This is a genomic window from Vibrio profundum (assembly GCF_050337555.1).
GTDB lineage: Bacteria > Pseudomonadota > Gammaproteobacteria > Enterobacterales > Vibrionaceae > Vibrio > Vibrio profundum.
In genome coordinates, this window is record NZ_JAKJTA010000005.1 from 296,009 (window position 1) to 311,958 (window position 15,950).

At 44.9% G+C, this 15,950-nt stretch carries 15 protein-coding genes; 5 read left to right on the top strand and 10 right to left on the bottom strand.

Annotation, left to right across the window (positions count from 1 at the left end):
• Window positions 1-59: 59 nt before the first annotated feature.
• On the bottom strand, window positions 60-326 hold the full coding sequence (locus L4C34_RS05710; RefSeq protein WP_428788385.1) for a hypothetical protein: 267 nt from the start codon (window positions 324-326) through the stop codon (window positions 60-62).
• A gap of 654 nt (window positions 327-980) precedes the next feature.
• Between L4C34_RS05710 and L4C34_RS05715 the strand changes: the two genes are divergently transcribed.
• Window positions 981-1,226 carry an HP1242/YdcH family protein gene (locus tag L4C34_RS05715; RefSeq protein WP_428788386.1) on the top strand — a complete coding sequence of 82 codons (246 nt, stop codon included), beginning with the start codon at window positions 981-983 and terminating at the stop codon, window positions 1,224-1,226.
• A gap of 37 nt (window positions 1,227-1,263) precedes the next feature.
• Here the strand turns inward: L4C34_RS05715 and L4C34_RS05720 are convergent, their stop codons facing one another.
• The gene (locus L4C34_RS05720) at window positions 1,264-2,718 is read right to left on the bottom strand and encodes a transporter substrate-binding domain-containing protein (RefSeq protein WP_428788387.1); all 1,455 of its coding nucleotides are present in this window, start codon (window positions 2,716-2,718) and stop codon (window positions 1,264-1,266) included.
• A 169-nt stretch (window positions 2,719-2,887) separates the two neighbouring features.
• Entirely contained in the window at window positions 2,888-3,484 is a 597-nt protein-coding gene (locus L4C34_RS05725) for a LysE family translocator (RefSeq protein WP_428788388.1), read from the bottom strand.
• Between the two features lie 109 nt (window positions 3,485-3,593).
• Here L4C34_RS05725 and L4C34_RS05730 point away from each other — a divergent pair, with 109 nt between their 5' ends.
• Both L4C34_RS05730 and L4C34_RS05735 read left to right on the top strand, forming a co-directional pair.
• The gene (locus L4C34_RS05730) at window positions 3,594-4,034 is read left to right on the top strand and encodes an Lrp/AsnC family transcriptional regulator (RefSeq protein ID WP_428788389.1); all 441 of its coding nucleotides are present in this window, start codon (window positions 3,594-3,596) and stop codon (window positions 4,032-4,034) included.
• Window positions 4,035-4,157: 123 nt separating this feature from the next.
• Entirely contained in the window at window positions 4,158-4,916 is a 759-nt protein-coding gene (locus L4C34_RS05735) for a substrate-binding periplasmic protein (RefSeq protein WP_428788390.1), read from the top strand.
• Window positions 4,917-5,181: 265 nt separating this feature from the next.
• Here the strand turns inward: L4C34_RS05735 and L4C34_RS05740 are convergent, their stop codons facing one another.
• The 4 genes from L4C34_RS05740 to L4C34_RS05755 all read right to left on the bottom strand — a co-directional run bounded on the left by L4C34_RS05740 (window position 5,182) and on the right by L4C34_RS05755 (window position 9,235).
• On the bottom strand, window positions 5,182-6,411 hold the full coding sequence (locus L4C34_RS05740; protein ID WP_428788391.1) for an aromatic amino acid transport family protein: 1,230 nt from the start codon (window positions 6,409-6,411) through the stop codon (window positions 5,182-5,184).
• A 509-nt stretch (window positions 6,412-6,920) separates the two neighbouring features.
• The gene (locus L4C34_RS05745) at window positions 6,921-7,241 is read right to left on the bottom strand and encodes an HI1450 family dsDNA-mimic protein (protein WP_428788392.1); all 321 of its coding nucleotides are present in this window, start codon (window positions 7,239-7,241) and stop codon (window positions 6,921-6,923) included.
• 4 nt (window positions 7,242-7,245) lie between these two features.
• Entirely contained in the window at window positions 7,246-7,812 is a 567-nt protein-coding gene (efpL, locus tag L4C34_RS05750; protein ID WP_428788393.1) for an elongation factor P-like protein EfpL, read from the bottom strand.
• Window positions 7,813-7,858: 46 nt separating this feature from the next.
• Complete coding sequence (locus tag L4C34_RS05755) at window positions 7,859-9,235, bottom strand: D-alanyl-D-alanine carboxypeptidase family protein (RefSeq protein WP_428788394.1); 1,377 nt, start codon at window positions 9,233-9,235, stop codon at window positions 7,859-7,861.
• 329 nt (window positions 9,236-9,564) lie between these two features.
• Between L4C34_RS05755 and L4C34_RS05760 the strand changes: the two genes are divergently transcribed.
• Together L4C34_RS05760 and L4C34_RS05765 are read left to right on the top strand one after the other, a co-directional pair.
• Entirely contained in the window at window positions 9,565-10,332 is a 768-nt protein-coding gene (locus L4C34_RS05760; RefSeq protein ID WP_428788395.1) for a nucleotidyltransferase domain-containing protein, read from the top strand.
• Between the two features lie 195 nt (window positions 10,333-10,527).
• A complete protein-coding gene (locus L4C34_RS05765) occupies window positions 10,528-10,947 on the top strand; it encodes a hypothetical protein (protein ID WP_428788396.1) in 420 nt (139 codons plus the stop codon).
• Between the two features lie 59 nt (window positions 10,948-11,006).
• Here the strand turns inward: L4C34_RS05765 and L4C34_RS05770 are convergent, their stop codons facing one another.
• From L4C34_RS05770 to L4C34_RS05780, 3 genes are all read right to left on the bottom strand, one after another.
• Entirely contained in the window at window positions 11,007-13,370 is a 2,364-nt protein-coding gene (locus L4C34_RS05770) for a DNA polymerase II (protein ID WP_428788397.1), read from the bottom strand.
• 53 nt (window positions 13,371-13,423) lie between these two features.
• On the bottom strand, window positions 13,424-15,292 hold the full coding sequence (locus tag L4C34_RS05775) for an Lnb N-terminal periplasmic domain-containing protein (protein WP_428788398.1): 1,869 nt from the start codon (window positions 15,290-15,292) through the stop codon (window positions 13,424-13,426).
• A gap of 86 nt (window positions 15,293-15,378) precedes the next feature.
• Window positions 15,379-15,864, bottom strand: coding sequence for a DUF3015 domain-containing protein (locus L4C34_RS05780; RefSeq protein ID WP_428788399.1), 486 nt, complete (start codon window positions 15,862-15,864; stop codon window positions 15,379-15,381).
• Window positions 15,865-15,950: the final 86 nt, after the last annotated feature.

Below are 15,950 nucleotides of genomic sequence, written 5' to 3' on the forward strand. Positions count from 1 at the left end.
TAAATGAAAGAAATGGAGCGCCTTGTTGTTCAGCGCTCCATTATAAGGTGTGTTTGATTTTACTGCGCAGCGGTGACCGTTGTTGTGGTACCAGAACCACTGTTGCTTGCCGCAACAGCAATACCTGCAACAGCCGCACCGACAACAGTAGCTGCTGCCGTTGGAGAAATTGCGCCAACCGCAGCGGCAGAAGCTGCATTACCGCCAGCCGCACCGCCAGCTGTAGCTGATGCAGGAGTAGCGGGTGTTGTAGTGGCAACGCCTGCTGCAAATGCAGAAGTGCTGATAGCCATTGAAGTAAGCAGAATAGTAATTAGCTTGCTCATGAGAAACTCCATTAAAATGAACAGTTGTTAAAGCTTTCGAGGCCAGTATGGAAACTTATTAAGAAACACCTGAAAGTATATATAAGGCTATATGTAAATCTATTTATTGTAAATATATATTTGATATGTATTGGTATTTGGTAATAACCTGCTTAATTATTCGCCACAAAGTGATGTTTCTATCATTACTTGAAATTGTTACTACAAGGTCGATTTGTGAGTAAATGAAGAACTGCCATACTATGTGGTTGCTTATCTTGGGTTTTTCTAAAGGGAAAATAACAAGTTAACGTACGACTAATTCATGAATTTAAGGAGGGTTACAGGGGGAATAACGTTTGGATGGAAAATACAGTGTTAGTGGTTTAGTGGTTTAGTGGTTTAGTGGTTTAGTGGTTTAGTGGTTTAGTGGTTTAGTGGTTTAGTGGTTTAGTGGTTTAGTAGTTTAGTAGTTTAGTAGTTTAGTAGATTAGTGGTTTAGTTATATTTGTCATTGCTCTGACAAAGCCACTGTTATAGAGATTTTCATCAAATTGTTATACATTCCGCTTATGATCCGTGGAACATCTCTGCTCCTAGTTTCTCGCAAATACTCCTCACCCCCGCTACAATTTCAGTGACTAAAATGACCAATTTAATTGCAGAGGTGACTTTATGCTGGGTGAAGACCATTCCTTAGTTCATGAATTTCCAAACTTTAAAGACCTTATCGAAAGACTCGACCATGAAGACAGTAAGTTTGCACATAACAACAAGCGTTACACCACGTTAGATCGGGAGATCCGTAAATTAGAGCTCAAAGGCAGCCCGATTGAAGATGAATCTATGCACCAGTTAAAGCACGACCGCAGTGTATTAAAAGATGCGCTCTACCAATACCTTACCGCAGCGAGCAGCTGATTCTCTGCGCTTAGCTTCACCGTTTCAAACCAAGCGCTTAAGGCGGCGTGTTATTTCTCTGAGTGACTTCCACAATACTGTTTTCCAGCACTGGAATAATTTTGTATTGCGATCGGTGCACATAGTGGTAAAGGGGAACGCGGTCTAGCTCAGCGGTGAGTGGGGCTAGCTGGGGGTAGCGCTGTTTTAACATGGCGTAGACGTAGCGGGGCACGATCACGGCATCTGCGCGGCCTTTGATGACGAGTTGCACCGCCTTATCAATATTTTCTACCAACTCAATGCCCTGGTATTGGTGATTGGTTTTAAAATATTGCATGCCTAGCACCCCAACCAATTTCGCTCGCCGAATATTAAATGAAGGGCTGGAGCTGTCTTCGATGCCATACGCCTTGATTGACATGTAGTGGATAGGTACTTCCACCGGCAGCAACTCTTTCGAACGAGAGATCGACTTTACTCGCAGATCCAATGCTTGAACAACCCCTGAATGCGCAAGTTTGACTGCTCGCTCGCTAGGGTAAATTAAGAAGCTGGCTTTGATACCCGCATTGGAATATATCGCTTCTAACATACTAATGAGGTTTACGGTCTCGCCATGCTCATTGATAAAGTCTTGGCTGTAGATATCTGCAATCGCCACGGTGAAATCGCTGGCGATATCATACATGCCCAAACTTAACTCTCCCATGATCTTGTCATAGGTGCCATTTTTCTTAATTTCGTTTAACCCCTGATTAAACAGCGTGAGCAGACGGGAGTTATCGGGGTTACTTTTGGCTAGCACAAGATGAAGTTTATCGGTATTGATGGCTTTGGTATTGAATGTGAGCTGTTCAACGGCCTGCGGCTTAAAGATGCGGTTAATAACCGACAAACCCACCAGTTTGTCATCGGGGTATAAATCGATTCGCCCTCTGGCGAGTTTTTTAAAGTTGAGCTCATCTTGAGATGACCATTCAACGTCGATTTTTTCATCTTCTATGTATTGGATTAACTCTTCAGGGTAGGTGTAGCCAAGGGTTAAGCCAAGTTTCAACCCTTGTAGGCTTGCGTAGCTTTTCCACTCAAATGGCATATCCGCTCGGTGGAAAAAAACCATCTCGTAAGAAGAGGTCGGCTGGCTAATGAGAAAATCTTGGCGATATTCTTTGGTGCTTCCCCAACCAACGCCACCGCGAAAGCTTGAATCGTGTTTGGCGATATGCAGTGCTCGAACCCAAGGATAAAACTGGTAGTGAACGTTAATACCTTGTGTGGCAAAGGCAGCTTGTACAATATGTGAATCGAAGCCTTGATAGGGCAATTTAGCCCCGTAGTAGGGTGCCCATTCTCCGCTTGTGAGTCGGATGGTTTCATTGGTCGGTTGATTGTTTTTGTTTGCCCAGAGTGAAAAGTTTGCAGTCAGGGTTACTGCGACAATCAGCCATAGGCAGCACGGCCTAACGCGTTTATGTAAGCGCTGAGTATCTAAAGTGAATGGGCCGTGCATTACTTCTACCTCACATATTAAGCGCATTACAAAATGCGTGTTTACAGTGTAGAAGAAGATTCCGATATAAAGGCCGATAACCGAGGTTGATAGGATGAAGCCTGCACTGATTTTTTCGAACTAACCACGTGCAGGCTTGTATTTTATGAGTAATGAATGCGTCAAGCAACTATCGATAGGAAAGCAGGGTCGGCAACATAGATGCCACCAACAACCCAGCCATCACGATATTAAAAGCCTGAAAATGCCTTGGGCTACTGAGCAAGCGTTGCACGCTTTTTCCAGCGGCGACCCAAAATGTAACGGTGGGAATATTCACTATGGTAAAAGTCAACGCGATGATCGTTAACCCAATCAACGAGGAATCGCTGTTGTAAAGGCTGACGGTGCTGAGTGCCATCACCCAACCTTTAGGGTTTACCCATTGGAAACACGCGGCTTGCAGAAAGCTCAATGGTTGATACTCGCCCATCGTTAATTCAGGCTTGGAGGTTGCAATTTTATAAGCCAGATAGAATAGGTAGGTCATACAGGTGATTTTTAGAACATGCTGCAAGCTTGGGTAGGCATGAAAAACACCAGTTAACCCTATTCCTACCATCAGAACCATAAAAGCGAAACCGAGCACAATGCCAGCCATATGCGGAATCGTTCTCGTGAAGCCAACGTTGGCGCCAGACGTCATCAACATGACATTATTGGGCCCTGGCGTAAATGTTGAAATAAAAGCGAACAGCGCCAATGCGCTTAAATGATCCATCAGCATGATATTTTCTCCTAATCATTAATGCGTTGGAGAAAGAATACTTTGAAGCTGGCGCAAGATTGTGTTTTTATTGCGTGTAACGACCGAAAATAAACAATGGTATTGCGCAATGGATAGGTTTGACGAGAAAATATTGCAAGAACTGAAAATGAACGGAAAAATCGCCAATGTTGAACTTGCCAACCTAATCGGGCTGTCACCTTCTGCGACGCTCAGGCGAGTACAAGATCTTGAGAAAAAAGGAGTGATTAAAGGCTACCAAGCCATTCTAGATAAAAAGCAGCTGGGCGTCGGATTCATTGCTTATGTCTCCGTGGGACTGGTTAGCCACTCAAGGCAAGCACAGCTCGAATTCCAATCACATATCGAATTTGAGAATGAAGTGACTGAGTGCCACATCATTACTGGCGAGAATGAATACTTGTTAAGAGTAGAAACCACTAGTTTAGATGATTACCACCGCTTTCATTCGGAAGTGCTGGGCGAATGCAAACAAGTGAAATCCATCGCTACCATGGTCGTGATGAACTCGCCGAAAGATGAGCGTTAATTTGTATTTTGTGAATGCGGCATCTATACCAAAGTTATGCTCATGCTTATGCTCATGCTCATGCTCATGCTCATGCTCATGCTCATATAGTTAGTTAGTTAGTTAGTTAGTTAGTTGGTTGTAATGAAATATTTGACGGGTCCGTTTCTATTATGCACGTTTAGCGCTTTAGCCGATGGTACGGTGCCGACCGTAAGTGTTGCCGTGACTGATGGTTTTCCCATCTACTATTATGACGACAACAGCCAAACCTTTAAGGGGCCGATGATCGATTCGTTTCGAATGATTTGCCGAGAGGCGAAGTTTAATTGTGAGTTTAAAAGATTGCCTAAAAAGAGGTTGGAGCAAGACTTTATTTCAGGGAAAATTGACGTTGGGAGCGTCATTAACAGCGAGACTCAAGCCAAACTCCTAAAAGGCACTGCCTATTTTTCAACATTTACTATGCCGAGTAGCGCTGGTATTTATTCCACGTTACCTAAAGACCAAATACCCAATTCTTTAGCAGGATACTACGGCCAAAGCATTATAAGCGTTCGTGGTTGGAGTCTGTCTATCTTGCCAGGAATCTGGGAAGCCGAAAAAGCTGGTAAACTAACCATTTATACACCAACGGGCATTGAATCAGCAGTGAGAATGCTGCTCCAAGACCGCGCAAAATTTCTTTACGCCAATAAAGAAAAAATGGACGTTTACTTCAACCAAATTACCAACCGCCCAAAAGTCTACTACAAAGCTTTTAAAATCATTGACCAAACCTTTGCTCTTTCTCGTGAGTCGAAGCAGTTTGATGTGATTAAACCAAGACTAGACGTTGCGATTCGAGCTCTTATCGATAATAAACGACTCGACCCTAAAACTGGATTGATCGTGGCGGAATAGTAGGCTGTCGCCGCCGATCACTTGTTTTCTTAACTAACGGCACTTTTTCTAGCGGTCAGCTCTTTTTGTCGCTCAGTTAGGGTAATGAGGATGGGGAAGGCTAAGTATGACCTAGCTCAGTAAAGTGGACTGCTCAGGATTCAGTAGACATTTTTCGCCTATTATTTCTGCATAGGAGACAAATGATTAGGATATAAATGAATTTCCCCCAAGTAACCCAATCAAATAGTGAAGCTACTTAGGGGGATGCGCTAAGTGATAGTTTTTAACTAATCACTGCCGGTGGGACTAGGTGTATGAGCCCAAGCTTTTGCCCAATCACAAACGGGCAGATAAATAACCCTATGATCAACATGGCGTAACCTGCTAATTTGAAGTGACGTTGCTTGCTGCGAGCTAATTTGATGAGCACAATCGCGGGCAGTATTGCAAATAAGATATCTTCTCCCACGCCGCCCACTACCGATAACGCCGCCAAAAATACGCGAGGGTAGAGTAGGGTAACGATCAGTGGTGGCAAGAAAGAGAGAGCGCCAACCAATAATTTGCTTTCTGTTTTCAGGTAGGTGGTGGTGAGATCTTGAATAAACCCGAACAAACCCGCGCCGTTTGTCATGAATGAAGACGTGACGGCGAGCAAACCAAAGCAAAGACCAGAATATAGGAATACTTTACTGTGAAGAATTTCTGACATTGGTACGTTCGCGGCCAATCCGTGCCAGTTGGCATACACAATTGAGTGGGCGCCAGCGCCATTTTGTGGAAGCGTCCCTAGAACCACTAAAACCCAAATCATATTGATAACTAGCCCCATGAAAACGCCCAGTAAGATGGCTTTTCGTGTTGCGGGTTGATCGTGGTTGAGAGATTTGGAAACCGTGGGGATAATATTATGAAAGTGGAATGCCGAAACTGCGATTGGTAGAACAATCGGAACGTACTTCCAGCCCATAAAGGTCAAGTTATGCGGGTTGAAGTAAGTAAATCCGGTCGCAATCATCAGTATGAAGCAGATCCATGTTGCCGCTACTAAAAATATCATGCCACTTTTTAAAGCTTTAAGGCCAAAAATGATCAAAGCCGTGGTGATACAAAAATAGATTAAGGTGATGGAGGTACTGTGAGTTGCCAGCGAAGAAAACAGTGACGTCATCATCGATGAGATGCCACTTAAATATGCGACGAGCACGCCATACAGAATGATCAGGTTACAAGCTATCGCTATCCATTTGCCTGTTGCTCCTAGCTCTTGATGATAAAAAGAAGGCAGGTCGAAGTTTTTCTTCGTAGGATCGATACGAGAAGCGATTATCCAAGCCGCAAACAACATGACAAACCAGATCCCGACAATACCGATGAGTGCTGGTATGAATCCGCCCAGGCCTGCTGTGATGGGTAACGCTAATACACCTACCCCCAGCACATTGCCAAATACCAACAAAGACGTAGAGAATATTTTCATAAAGGAAGGAGGGGCTTTAGATACCGAGTCCATTTTTGTGTCCTATTTTTTTATTGTTTTGTGGGGCCAAGAGATTTTCAGAACAATGGTAATGTCAGTGGATAATCTGGCACGGAGCGAATATCACGTTCTGAGGGTCGCGAGATTGCAGTAAATAGGTAATGGCTGCAATCGGCATTATTGAACACTAATGTTTTAAATATGGTGACATAAATAGGATAAACATATTGGTATTGATGTATTTACTGGTTATCTATCGTTGGATTTTAGCTAAAAGTTAGAAATATATGCTGTAGGTTATTTGTGGGAGTTAATGGGAAACAGTGAAAAATGCAATACTGGTTAGTTCCTTTAATTTTTAGGCCTCAGAAGATATCACTACCAGAAATCATTGAATGGGTGATTGCATTAAAGCGGCTCGACTTGTTTCTGAAGGCTGGATTAGTTCCTGGCAACATTAGCTTCTAACAACATCAGCTTCTGGCAATAAAAAAGCGCCACCTAAGTGACGCTATTCATTACAACCGTGATGAGGGAGGGCGTTAGTCGCGCTTCCACAGGATATGGCAGAACTTGTGTTCAGGATCGCGGCTGACCAGTAGACGGGCATAAACATCATCGAGGACATCACTTTTTTCATCGACAAGGCCAACGCGAACTTCTGCGTAGCGCTCTTTATCAACGTCAAAACCGACGTGTCCGGCCCAATCGTCACCTGTTTCCACTAGCTCAGCGGCACCGTTATCTTCAAATTGTGCGGTGAAGATGATGACATCCGCAGCCTCTAAGTTATCTGGTGCCATTTCTAAGAAGATGTCGTAGGCGGTATCGATAACATCATCGTAAGACATAAGTTCTGTCATAATTTTACGCTCGGTTCATGTATTTACGTTCAGTAGTGTTCACCACTACGCGATCGCCTGTTGCAATATATTCAGGTACTTGCACAGTAAGGCCAGTAGCAAATCTTGCAGGTTTGGTGCGCGCAGAAGCAGAAGCGCCTTTGATTGAAGGGTCGGTCTCTTCGATCACGAGCTCTACCGATGAAGGCAATTCAAGCGCAGCTGCTTTGTCATTGACGATGATGACTTGTATGCCCTGCGTTTCTTCATTGATAAACAAAAGCTCATCTGCAATATCTTCTTGGTTGAAGGTATATTGACTGAAGTCTTCAGTGTCCATGAAGATATATTCCTCACCATCTACGTATGAGAAAGAGGCTTTACGTTTAAACATATCAACGGTGTCTAACATCTCGTCGGCTTTAAATCGCTCGTCGACTTTACCGCCAGTTGCTAGATCCGTAAAACGAAAGCGATAGAGGGTAGAGGCACCACGTGCGCTTGGCTTTGAGACTTCGATGTCTTTAACCATTAAGATCTTGCCGTTCAGTTCAACGGCAGTCCCTTTTTTAATTTCATTGGCTTTAGGCATGGTATTTCCTTTAGATACTGTGTTATCTCAGCTGGATAGCAATCGTTTATAGGTTGTATGACGAAAGCAAGTTGTGGAAATACAGAGCGATACTTGCCCAGATACGAGTAAACCAACCGCCTTGCTCGACGTTATTTAACGCAACGAGCTGCTCAGTCTGAATGACTTTACCTTGATAGGTAACTGTGAGCTCACCTAGCTTCTCGCCTTTGCTGACCGGTGCTTTAATATCAGAATCCAGCTGCAACTTACTTTCAACTTGTTTCTCATCAATGCTTGATGGAAGAACCAAAGTGAGTGGTTTCTCAAGGCCGACAGTGACGTTGTCTTGTTTGCCACCCCAAACTTTCTGATCAGACAGCTTGCTGTGTGCAGCGTATATAGTGTCTTGTTTGAAGAAGCGGAAGCCATACGTGAGTAGAGCTTTACTTTCTGCAGCCACATCGTTGAGAGATTTCGTTCCCAGTACAACCGCGACAAGTTTCATTGGGTTGCCCGGCATCGCCGCTGAACTGACCAAAGAGTATCCTGCTGCTTTGGTGCTACCTGTTTTCATGCCCGTTGCGTATTTGTAAGTAAACAGTAGGCGGTTGAAGTTTGGTTGGCGAATGTGGTTGTATTCGAAATCTTTTTGTGCAAACCAGTGGAAGTATTGTGGGTAGTCGTTCATCACGTGCTGGCCCAAAATACCTAGGTCGTAGGCTGTTGAGAAATGCGCAGGAGCAGGCAAACCCATTACTGTAGTGAAGTGAGTATTGTGCATGCCGATCTGAACGGCTGTTGCGTTCATCATTGATACAAATGACGACTGTGAGCCAGCAATGTAGTTGGCTAGGGTAACCGCTGCGTCATTACCAGATTCAACAATGACACCTTGAATCAGATCTTTCACTGATACATATGAGCCAGGCTTAAGGAACATTCTAGAGCCGCCCGTGTGCCATGCGACTTCTGGAACCATCACTTTTGAATCGAGAGATACAGTACCGTCGGCCAGTTTTTGCTCAACAAGATACATCAGCATCAATTTAGTGGTGCTTGCAGGCGCCATACGGAGGTTAGCATCATGTGACGCCAAGATTTTGCCCGTGCTCGCATCCATCAAGATGTAAGAACGCGCATTTAATTTAGGTAAGAAAACCCCTTCTTGAGTCCACTTTTGCGCAAGAGTCTCAGGAACGCCAGCTATACCCCCCGCTTCAGCGGGAGCCGGGGGAACTTGGACGTCTTCTCTTATATTCGATTGGACATCAATTGCGCCATAGCTGTTCAGCGGTGCTTTTGCGTCTTTATATTGAGTCGCAGCATAATAGTTGCTGTCTGGAAGAGTATGATCTGCGGCATTAGGTGCGGCAAATACTGCACTAGAAGAAAATAATGCGGCCATTGCCGCCGCTAGGGAAAGCTGTTTGATTTTTGTCATAAGGGTTTCAAATTTACAGTTGTTTGCTAGCTCCGTTGACTTTGAAAGACTAACAGAGTGCCTAGCTTCGCGAATAAAAAACTATTAGGCACGGATGCTACTCTATTCCAGCCAATAACACTAATTCGATTATGGGTGAACTGGTGCGACCATTATAAATATGTCGGGAAAACATTCAATATTTCCGCAACCTAGGGAAATGTGACAATCTCGATATTGACACTTTTTTTACATAAGCCTTAAGTAAGTGTCACGATTATCTTGATTGATGCCTATCAGTGAGCGACTATTGCTAAAGTCTGTTCAAATTCAAACAACTATCAGTATCAATGTCACTTTCTGTTATTAATCCAGCGCTTCCTCTCCAATCTGAGTATCAAGCGCCGTTAAATGATCTTTTGGCCTGCTTGACCTCTGGGTTAGAAGGCACGCTACACAGCGTGTATGTATACGGCAGCGTTGCCCGTAAAACCGCGAGGCCGAATCACTCGAATCTCAACGTGATTGTGGTGCTTAATCAGCCGTTAGATGAACGTTGGCCCATTTTATTCAATACAGTTAAGTGGCGCTTTCAACGGAATTTTCCTTACGTCACCGAAGTCTGCTTAAAAACGGCTCTGCTGAAGGAGGTGGCCAGTTTATCCAGTTTGTTCTCTTGGGGGTTCATTCTCAAGCACTTGTCTGTCTGTGTGCATGGCACCAACTTAGGTGACAGCTTTGGTTCATACCAACCAAGCTGGGAAATCGCAAAGTTTTGGAATATGGATCTCGAAGAGTGGTTAACAAAATATCGTCACCAGATCGTTAAGTCCTCCAGCGGAGCGAGCCAAATTAAGGCACAACAAATGATTGCGCAAAAGTTGCTGCGCGCTAGCCATACCTTAATCATGCATAAAGATAAGCGTTGGTACGATGACCCACTTGCATGCGGTGAGGGTTTCTTACGTTACTTTCCTGAGAAAGAAAAGGAAATTAAACGACTTGGGATTTTACTGTCGGGTCGCTTGATTGCTAAACGTTCAGTGATTGGCATCCTCGATGGATTCGGGGGGTGGTTGGTTCAACAATACAAGCGCACCGAATTTCGTATTGGCTAGGGTTCGTTTGAGTTAAGTAGAGTTGATCCTTAGCTTATTTTTCCAACATTCCCCATAAGTACGGTCTTCTATAAATCTATTGTCCGTAAAGGCTGTGGCCTATAGAACAATGACCCGTAAGAACTGAATACATGACGGCCTACATAAATTTACTGTAGCTATACTGAGGTAAGGCTTATGTGATGGAGGCGAGCTATGCCACAGAGGAATGTTCACGGTGACTGGACTATGCATTTTGAAAAGCGGATGCTGTTCTCTAAAGTGATTGGAGAGACCAACTATGAAGCCGGTTTAGTGTGGTTTGACGAAATGAAAACCTTGGTGCTTTCTTCGCCTGAAAGGGACACTACGCCTTGGGTCTATTTACTTGATTGCCGTGAATGGATTGGTGCGTCTAAAGAAGCTTGGGAGAGCAATAACGCTATCACAGACTGGATGGTAGAACACAACTGTGCATTAACAGCCGTTGTTTTGCCCGGTAAACTGCAAGCCTACGCGATTGAGACTCACATCAGTGATATGAGCATTATGCAATTTTATTTTGATTATGATGATGCTCATCAGGTATGCCTCGATAAAATGCTTGAAGTTCAAACGTCAGCAAGAGGAAAATAGCCCAAGTGCTGCTATCCACTTATCAAGCTTCAATCTATTACATTTTGGTATTTTTCCTCTCAAAATAAGCCAAGTTGTGGTGCGCAGAGACTATCGAAATCCTGCCCGATGAAGGGGAGGATCGCATCGCCAATAGGTTTGAGCTGTTTATCGATGTAATGTTGATAGTCGATGGCGCTTTTTAGGTATTCTTTGGGTTCTGGGCCGTTGAGTGTGATCAGATATTCTATCCGGCCCTTGTTTTGATATTGTAATTGTCGGCCAAGCTGTTGGTTTATTTCATCGGCCATGCGAGCAGCGCGCACTTGAGGAGGGATGTTTTTCTGATATTCATGCAGTTTGCGTCGCAAGCGCTTTTGATACACCAGTTCGTCATCAAATTTTCCTGATTTTGTATCATCGACAAAAATGCGCACGAAATCTTCAGTTGGTTTGTCATGGAAGACGAGATCATACAGTTTTTGTTGGAAACGCTGTGATAGCGGGGTCCAGTCAGTGCGAGCGCTCTCAAGCCCTTTAAAAATAATCGATTCTTGATTGCCTTCACCAATTAACCCTGCGTAGCGCTTTTTGGAACCCGTTTCAGAGCCTCGTATCGTCGGCATGAGAAACTTTTTGTAGTGGGTCTCGTATTCAATTTCTAAGTGGGATAATAAGCCAAATTCTTGTTCTAAGTGTTCGGTCCACCATTGGTTGATATGTTTGACCAGTCGGTGACCAACTCGATCGGCTTGCGGTTTGGTAAACGGACCATTCAGTGATACGAAGATGGAATCAGTGTCTCCGTAGATGACATTGAACCCTTGCTGTTCGATGAGCGTTCGAGTGCGCTTCATTATCTCATGGCCGCGCATGGTGATACTGGATGCCAATCGAGTGTCGAAGAACCGGCATCCTGATGAACCGAGTACGCCATAAAAAGAATTCATGATAATTTTTATGGCTTGAGAAAAGGCAAGTTCCTTATTTTTCTTAGCGACGTCGCGCGCAGCCCACAATCGTTCAATCATGTCGGGTAAAAAGTGTTTATTACGGTGAAACTGCCCGCCGCGAAAGCCCTCGACTGACTGATGAGGCTCTTTACCCGTTTCCAATCGTAGGCCTTCTACCATTCCCATAGGGTCAATCAAAAACGTTCGAATGATGGAGGGGTATAGACTTTTGAAGTCAAGAACCAGCACAGAGTCATACAAGTCGGGAACCGAATCCATTACGTATCCGCCAGGGCTTGCGATCCAGTTTTCTGAATGCAAATTAGGCGCGACATATCCGGCGCGATGCAGCTGAGGCAGATATAAATTAGTGAACGCCGCCACGGAGCCGCCCAGTCTATCGAGCGCCAAACCTGTGAGGCGGGAGCGTTCGATTAGAAACTCAAATAAATGAGTGTGTTCGAAAATGCGGTTGACCAGAACGCAGTCTTGTAGGTTATATTTTGCCAAAGCAGGTTTATCATGTTTAAACATGTGGTTGATTTCACCCATGCGATCGTGCACGTTGTGTATGGCTTTACCTTCCCCCAATAACTCTTGCGAGACGGATTCCAGAGACCATGAGCGAAAACTAAAGGTGGCGGTTTTTAACGCGTCGATGCCATCGACGACCACTCGACCGGGGATATTGACGAAATGTTGTTGGCTTTGCGAAGACGTCCGAAAACTTAATGATTGCTGAGCTCGTCCGAGCTTGAGGGAGATATTGTGAAACTCCGCTCGTTTATGAATAAGCCGAAAATCGAAATCAATGACGCTCCAACCGATCACCACATCGGGGTCATATGTTTTAAACCAGTGGGCTAGGGCGAGCAGTAATTCAGCCTCATTTTTTACCCATTGGATGGCGGTTTCCGCTTCTTGCTCCTCGCCAATCATAATGACTCGGCTGTCCATGGGACTGTCTAGACCAATCGAGTACAGCACACCTTTTTCTGAGCATTCAATATCCAGCGAGACAACTTGTAAGCTCGGTATATATTGCCCTTGGCGACACTTAACACCACTGGCAACTCGATGGTGAGCTTTGGCGTTTACAATGCCAGTGAATTCAATACTGCCTTTGATGAAGCGTTCCATAAGATAGCGATCGGCCAGTTTTATATCAGCTTCCAAAGTTAAGATATCAACTTGGTTAAGTTGCTCGGAAAATTGGATTGAATCACGGATAGTTTGGCAATAGCAGGCTGCTAAAGGCTGAGCATCGAAGCTTTGCAGATCCAGTTTTGTTAGTGACACTGAAAAGTGGCGTTCTTTGGCAACTTTTGCGACTTGCTCCATTGATTCTTGTAGCACGAAGAAGACCGGCTTTTCGCCTGTAATGGTGACTAGAGTCGGGCCTTCATTGGTCGCAAGCCATAAATCTAGTTGGGTGGTGCCTGCTTTATCTCTCGCTTGGCGAGTAAGAACGAAACCTTGATGCAATGACAAGCGAATATCCTAAAATGAGTTGCCGTGAGTGGCACCTCCCATTTTAGCAAATATCAATAATAAAAATAAGCAGTCAACTTGCCAGAGAGGTCTTCTGATTGCCAGTGTTGGTAGCTAGCTTGAGTTCGGAGTGCCCAGCGTTTATTTAGCGACCAGTTCCAGCTAGCGGTGACAGACGCATCTTGGTCAGCATCACTATCGAAAAGCGCGAGATATTGCCCTTGAAGGCCGAGGCGATGTTGCTCGGAGGCTTGCCATAGTATCCCTGATTCGACGCCCAACCCTATCACGGCGTCGTAGTCTGTTGCTTGCCCGCCGCTTAACTCCGACGAAATCAGAGCATAAAAGTGCACATCGGCAGAGTTCCCCCACGCTTTGCCTGATCCTCCTTGGGCGAACCAACGGCCGGCTTGTTTGTTTACATTGGGCTTGCGATCAAACCCTGTACGAATGTTCCAAGCAAAGCTGTCAAAGGTTCGATTATTCGGAGCCAGCGCCATCGCATCAATAAAATAAAACTTGTCTAGGCGGGCATTGCCATCACTATTGGTACTGAGTTGGGTATCGAAGAAACTGATCTTTGCTCCGGGAATAAAACCAGATTGAGAATCTAACAAATCGTGGTAGGCAACGCGCCATTCAATCGAGGCTCTTTCATCGAACTCTTTGCTCCCGAGGTAACTCGCACCAAAACGCGCAGAACCATGCCCTTGATCGGGAGAGATACTCGGTTCGGGAACTGGAGAAAAAGGTGAAGGTGTTGCTAGACGGCTGCGTTGGTAGAGTAGCTGAGTTAATCTTTTAGCGGTTGGGTCTCGCTCTAATCCGCCTTCATAAAGTTCGAAGTTAAGCCATTCGTAGGCAAATTCTAAAATTGCGGCTTTTTTCTCTTCGGTTAGCGGCTCTTCGGTTAGTGACTCTTCTAGGGCTATATTATCTGTTTTAGTCTCTCTTGCAGCCGAGAAGAGAGCAGGGTCAAGTTCGTTAGATTGGTGTAATAATCTTGTACCAAACGCAGGGCGGTAATTGGGTTTTTGCAGCAGCTGATTGTTTGCCAAGGTGCCCACGGTATCGGATGGGATAGCATGCAAAGGGAAGTCGTCCACCAAGGATAAATTTTCTCTGGCAAGCTCTAATAAAGCTAATAATTGGTATGAACAGTTTTCGTCAAGAAAGTAGTAATCAAACTCAGCATGTTGCAGTTCCCAAAGGTGAAGTAATACTCGGTTAACTTCTTGTTCGGTAAAATTGAGTTTATATTCCCAGATGTCGCGAGATTCCATGTCGTTGTATTCGCGTACTTTCCGATAGTAAGGCATTACGGTAAAGCGGCCGGGGTAGCTGCCGATTAGGCCCTTCAAGGCAAACATGGCTGGGTTGTCGTCGCTATCAGGCTCGGCAGCAAAGTTGATAGCAAACGCAACCAGTTCTTTGTGACGCGTTTGATCTTTCGCATCAATGCGTAGCAGGGTGTGGCCAAACATAGACGATGGGTTGTTCATATACGCGGTGGGGAAGACTAATGTCATGCCTTTTGGGTCAAGCACTTTTTCCCAACGTTGCAGCTCAGGACAGTCGAGCTTCGCACTGCGCCCTTGCTTCTCTTCTAGCCATGAATATCGTGCTGGAAATTGGCAGCGCATTTCATTTGCGTAGGTTGGGTCGTCGCTGTATAGCGCGGTGATCGTGGCTTTGAGCTCGGCTAATGGGTTATCACGGCCATCTTCGGCCAGAAAAAACGCTTTGCTGGTGACATTACTTTTCATGCCCCGCATGGGTTTATTGAGGTAGTGGCCGAGTTTTAGCCAGTATGGGTCTTGCGCGAGTTCTGTGCTGTTGAGACTTTCTGACGCAGTCGCGGCTGCAGGACACAGGATTGTCGTCGCGGTAAGAAGGTACAAGTATGCTTTTGATAACGTCATGAAATACCATCGGAATACTTATTGCGTTTAAGGGGGAGGGCTGCTAACAAGTGCCTCTCTCGACACTTGATAGCATAGACGGCGCTTTAGATGGTATAGACCGCAAGGCTCTCATTTTGTGAGAGTAATTCGTTTAGATTGGTGAAGACTTGTTGTGACGTCACATTGTCTGACTCAAATACTTCAGCGAAGTTCTCTTGGGCCAGTTGATGGAAAGCAAGTTTGTCATCGCCCTGGACTCCCCACACTTCTGAAAGGGTGGCTAATGTTTCGCCTTCGCCTTTCGCGATGTCTCTTGCTAGGTTGTCCATATTGCCGTCGATAAACATCGCGACTTTAGCCGAGGATGTGACTTCGCCGCTGCCATCACAGCCAAGCGTACCAAAGGTAATACCAAAGGTTTGGTTACCTAATGTACCGTTTGTTGTGGCTGCCAACACCTTAGATACTTTTCCAGAATGTCCTTCAAATAGCATTGTACCCAGTCCACAACCCACGTCAGGATCGGCCATGACCAAACTTGAAAACGGAAGAGTGGCTGAGAGTGCCGATGCAATCAGTAATTTTCTCATAATATTTCCTTATAATGATGCATGTGTGTCGAATATGACTAACAGTCATAAGAGAGAGAAATATTTTTTTCTCTTATGAGTCTTAG

Coding starts and splice junctions, on each gene's coding strand:
- L4C34_RS05710 (WP_428788385.1), bottom strand. CDS start 326: ATGAGCAAGCTAATTACTATTCTGCTTACTTCAATGGCTATCAGCACT.
- L4C34_RS05715 (WP_428788386.1), top strand. CDS start 981: ATGCTGGGTGAAGACCATTCCTTAGTTCATGAATTTCCAAACTTTAAA.
- L4C34_RS05720 (WP_428788387.1), bottom strand. CDS start 2,718: ATGCACGGCCCATTCACTTTAGATACTCAGCGCTTACATAAACGCGTT.
- L4C34_RS05725 (WP_428788388.1), bottom strand. CDS start 3,484: ATGCTGATGGATCATTTAAGCGCATTGGCGCTGTTCGCTTTTATTTCA.
- L4C34_RS05730 (WP_428788389.1), top strand. CDS start 3,594: ATGGATAGGTTTGACGAGAAAATATTGCAAGAACTGAAAATGAACGGA.
- L4C34_RS05735 (WP_428788390.1), top strand. CDS start 4,158: ATGAAATATTTGACGGGTCCGTTTCTATTATGCACGTTTAGCGCTTTA.
- L4C34_RS05740 (WP_428788391.1), bottom strand. CDS start 6,411: ATGGACTCGGTATCTAAAGCCCCTCCTTCCTTTATGAAAATATTCTCT.
- L4C34_RS05745 (WP_428788392.1), bottom strand. CDS start 7,241: ATGACAGAACTTATGTCTTACGATGATGTTATCGATACCGCCTACGAC.
- efpL (WP_428788393.1), bottom strand. CDS start 7,812: ATGCCTAAAGCCAATGAAATTAAAAAAGGGACTGCCGTTGAACTGAAC.
- L4C34_RS05755 (WP_428788394.1), bottom strand. CDS start 9,235: ATGACAAAAATCAAACAGCTTTCCCTAGCGGCGGCAATGGCCGCATTA.
- L4C34_RS05760 (WP_428788395.1), top strand. CDS start 9,565: ATGTCACTTTCTGTTATTAATCCAGCGCTTCCTCTCCAATCTGAGTAT.
- L4C34_RS05765 (WP_428788396.1), top strand. CDS start 10,528: ATGCCACAGAGGAATGTTCACGGTGACTGGACTATGCATTTTGAAAAG.
- L4C34_RS05775 (WP_428788398.1), bottom strand. CDS start 15,292: ATGACGTTATCAAAAGCATACTTGTACCTTCTTACCGCGACGACAATC.
- L4C34_RS05780 (WP_428788399.1), bottom strand. CDS start 15,864: ATGAGAAAATTACTGATTGCATCGGCACTCTCAGCCACTCTTCCGTTT.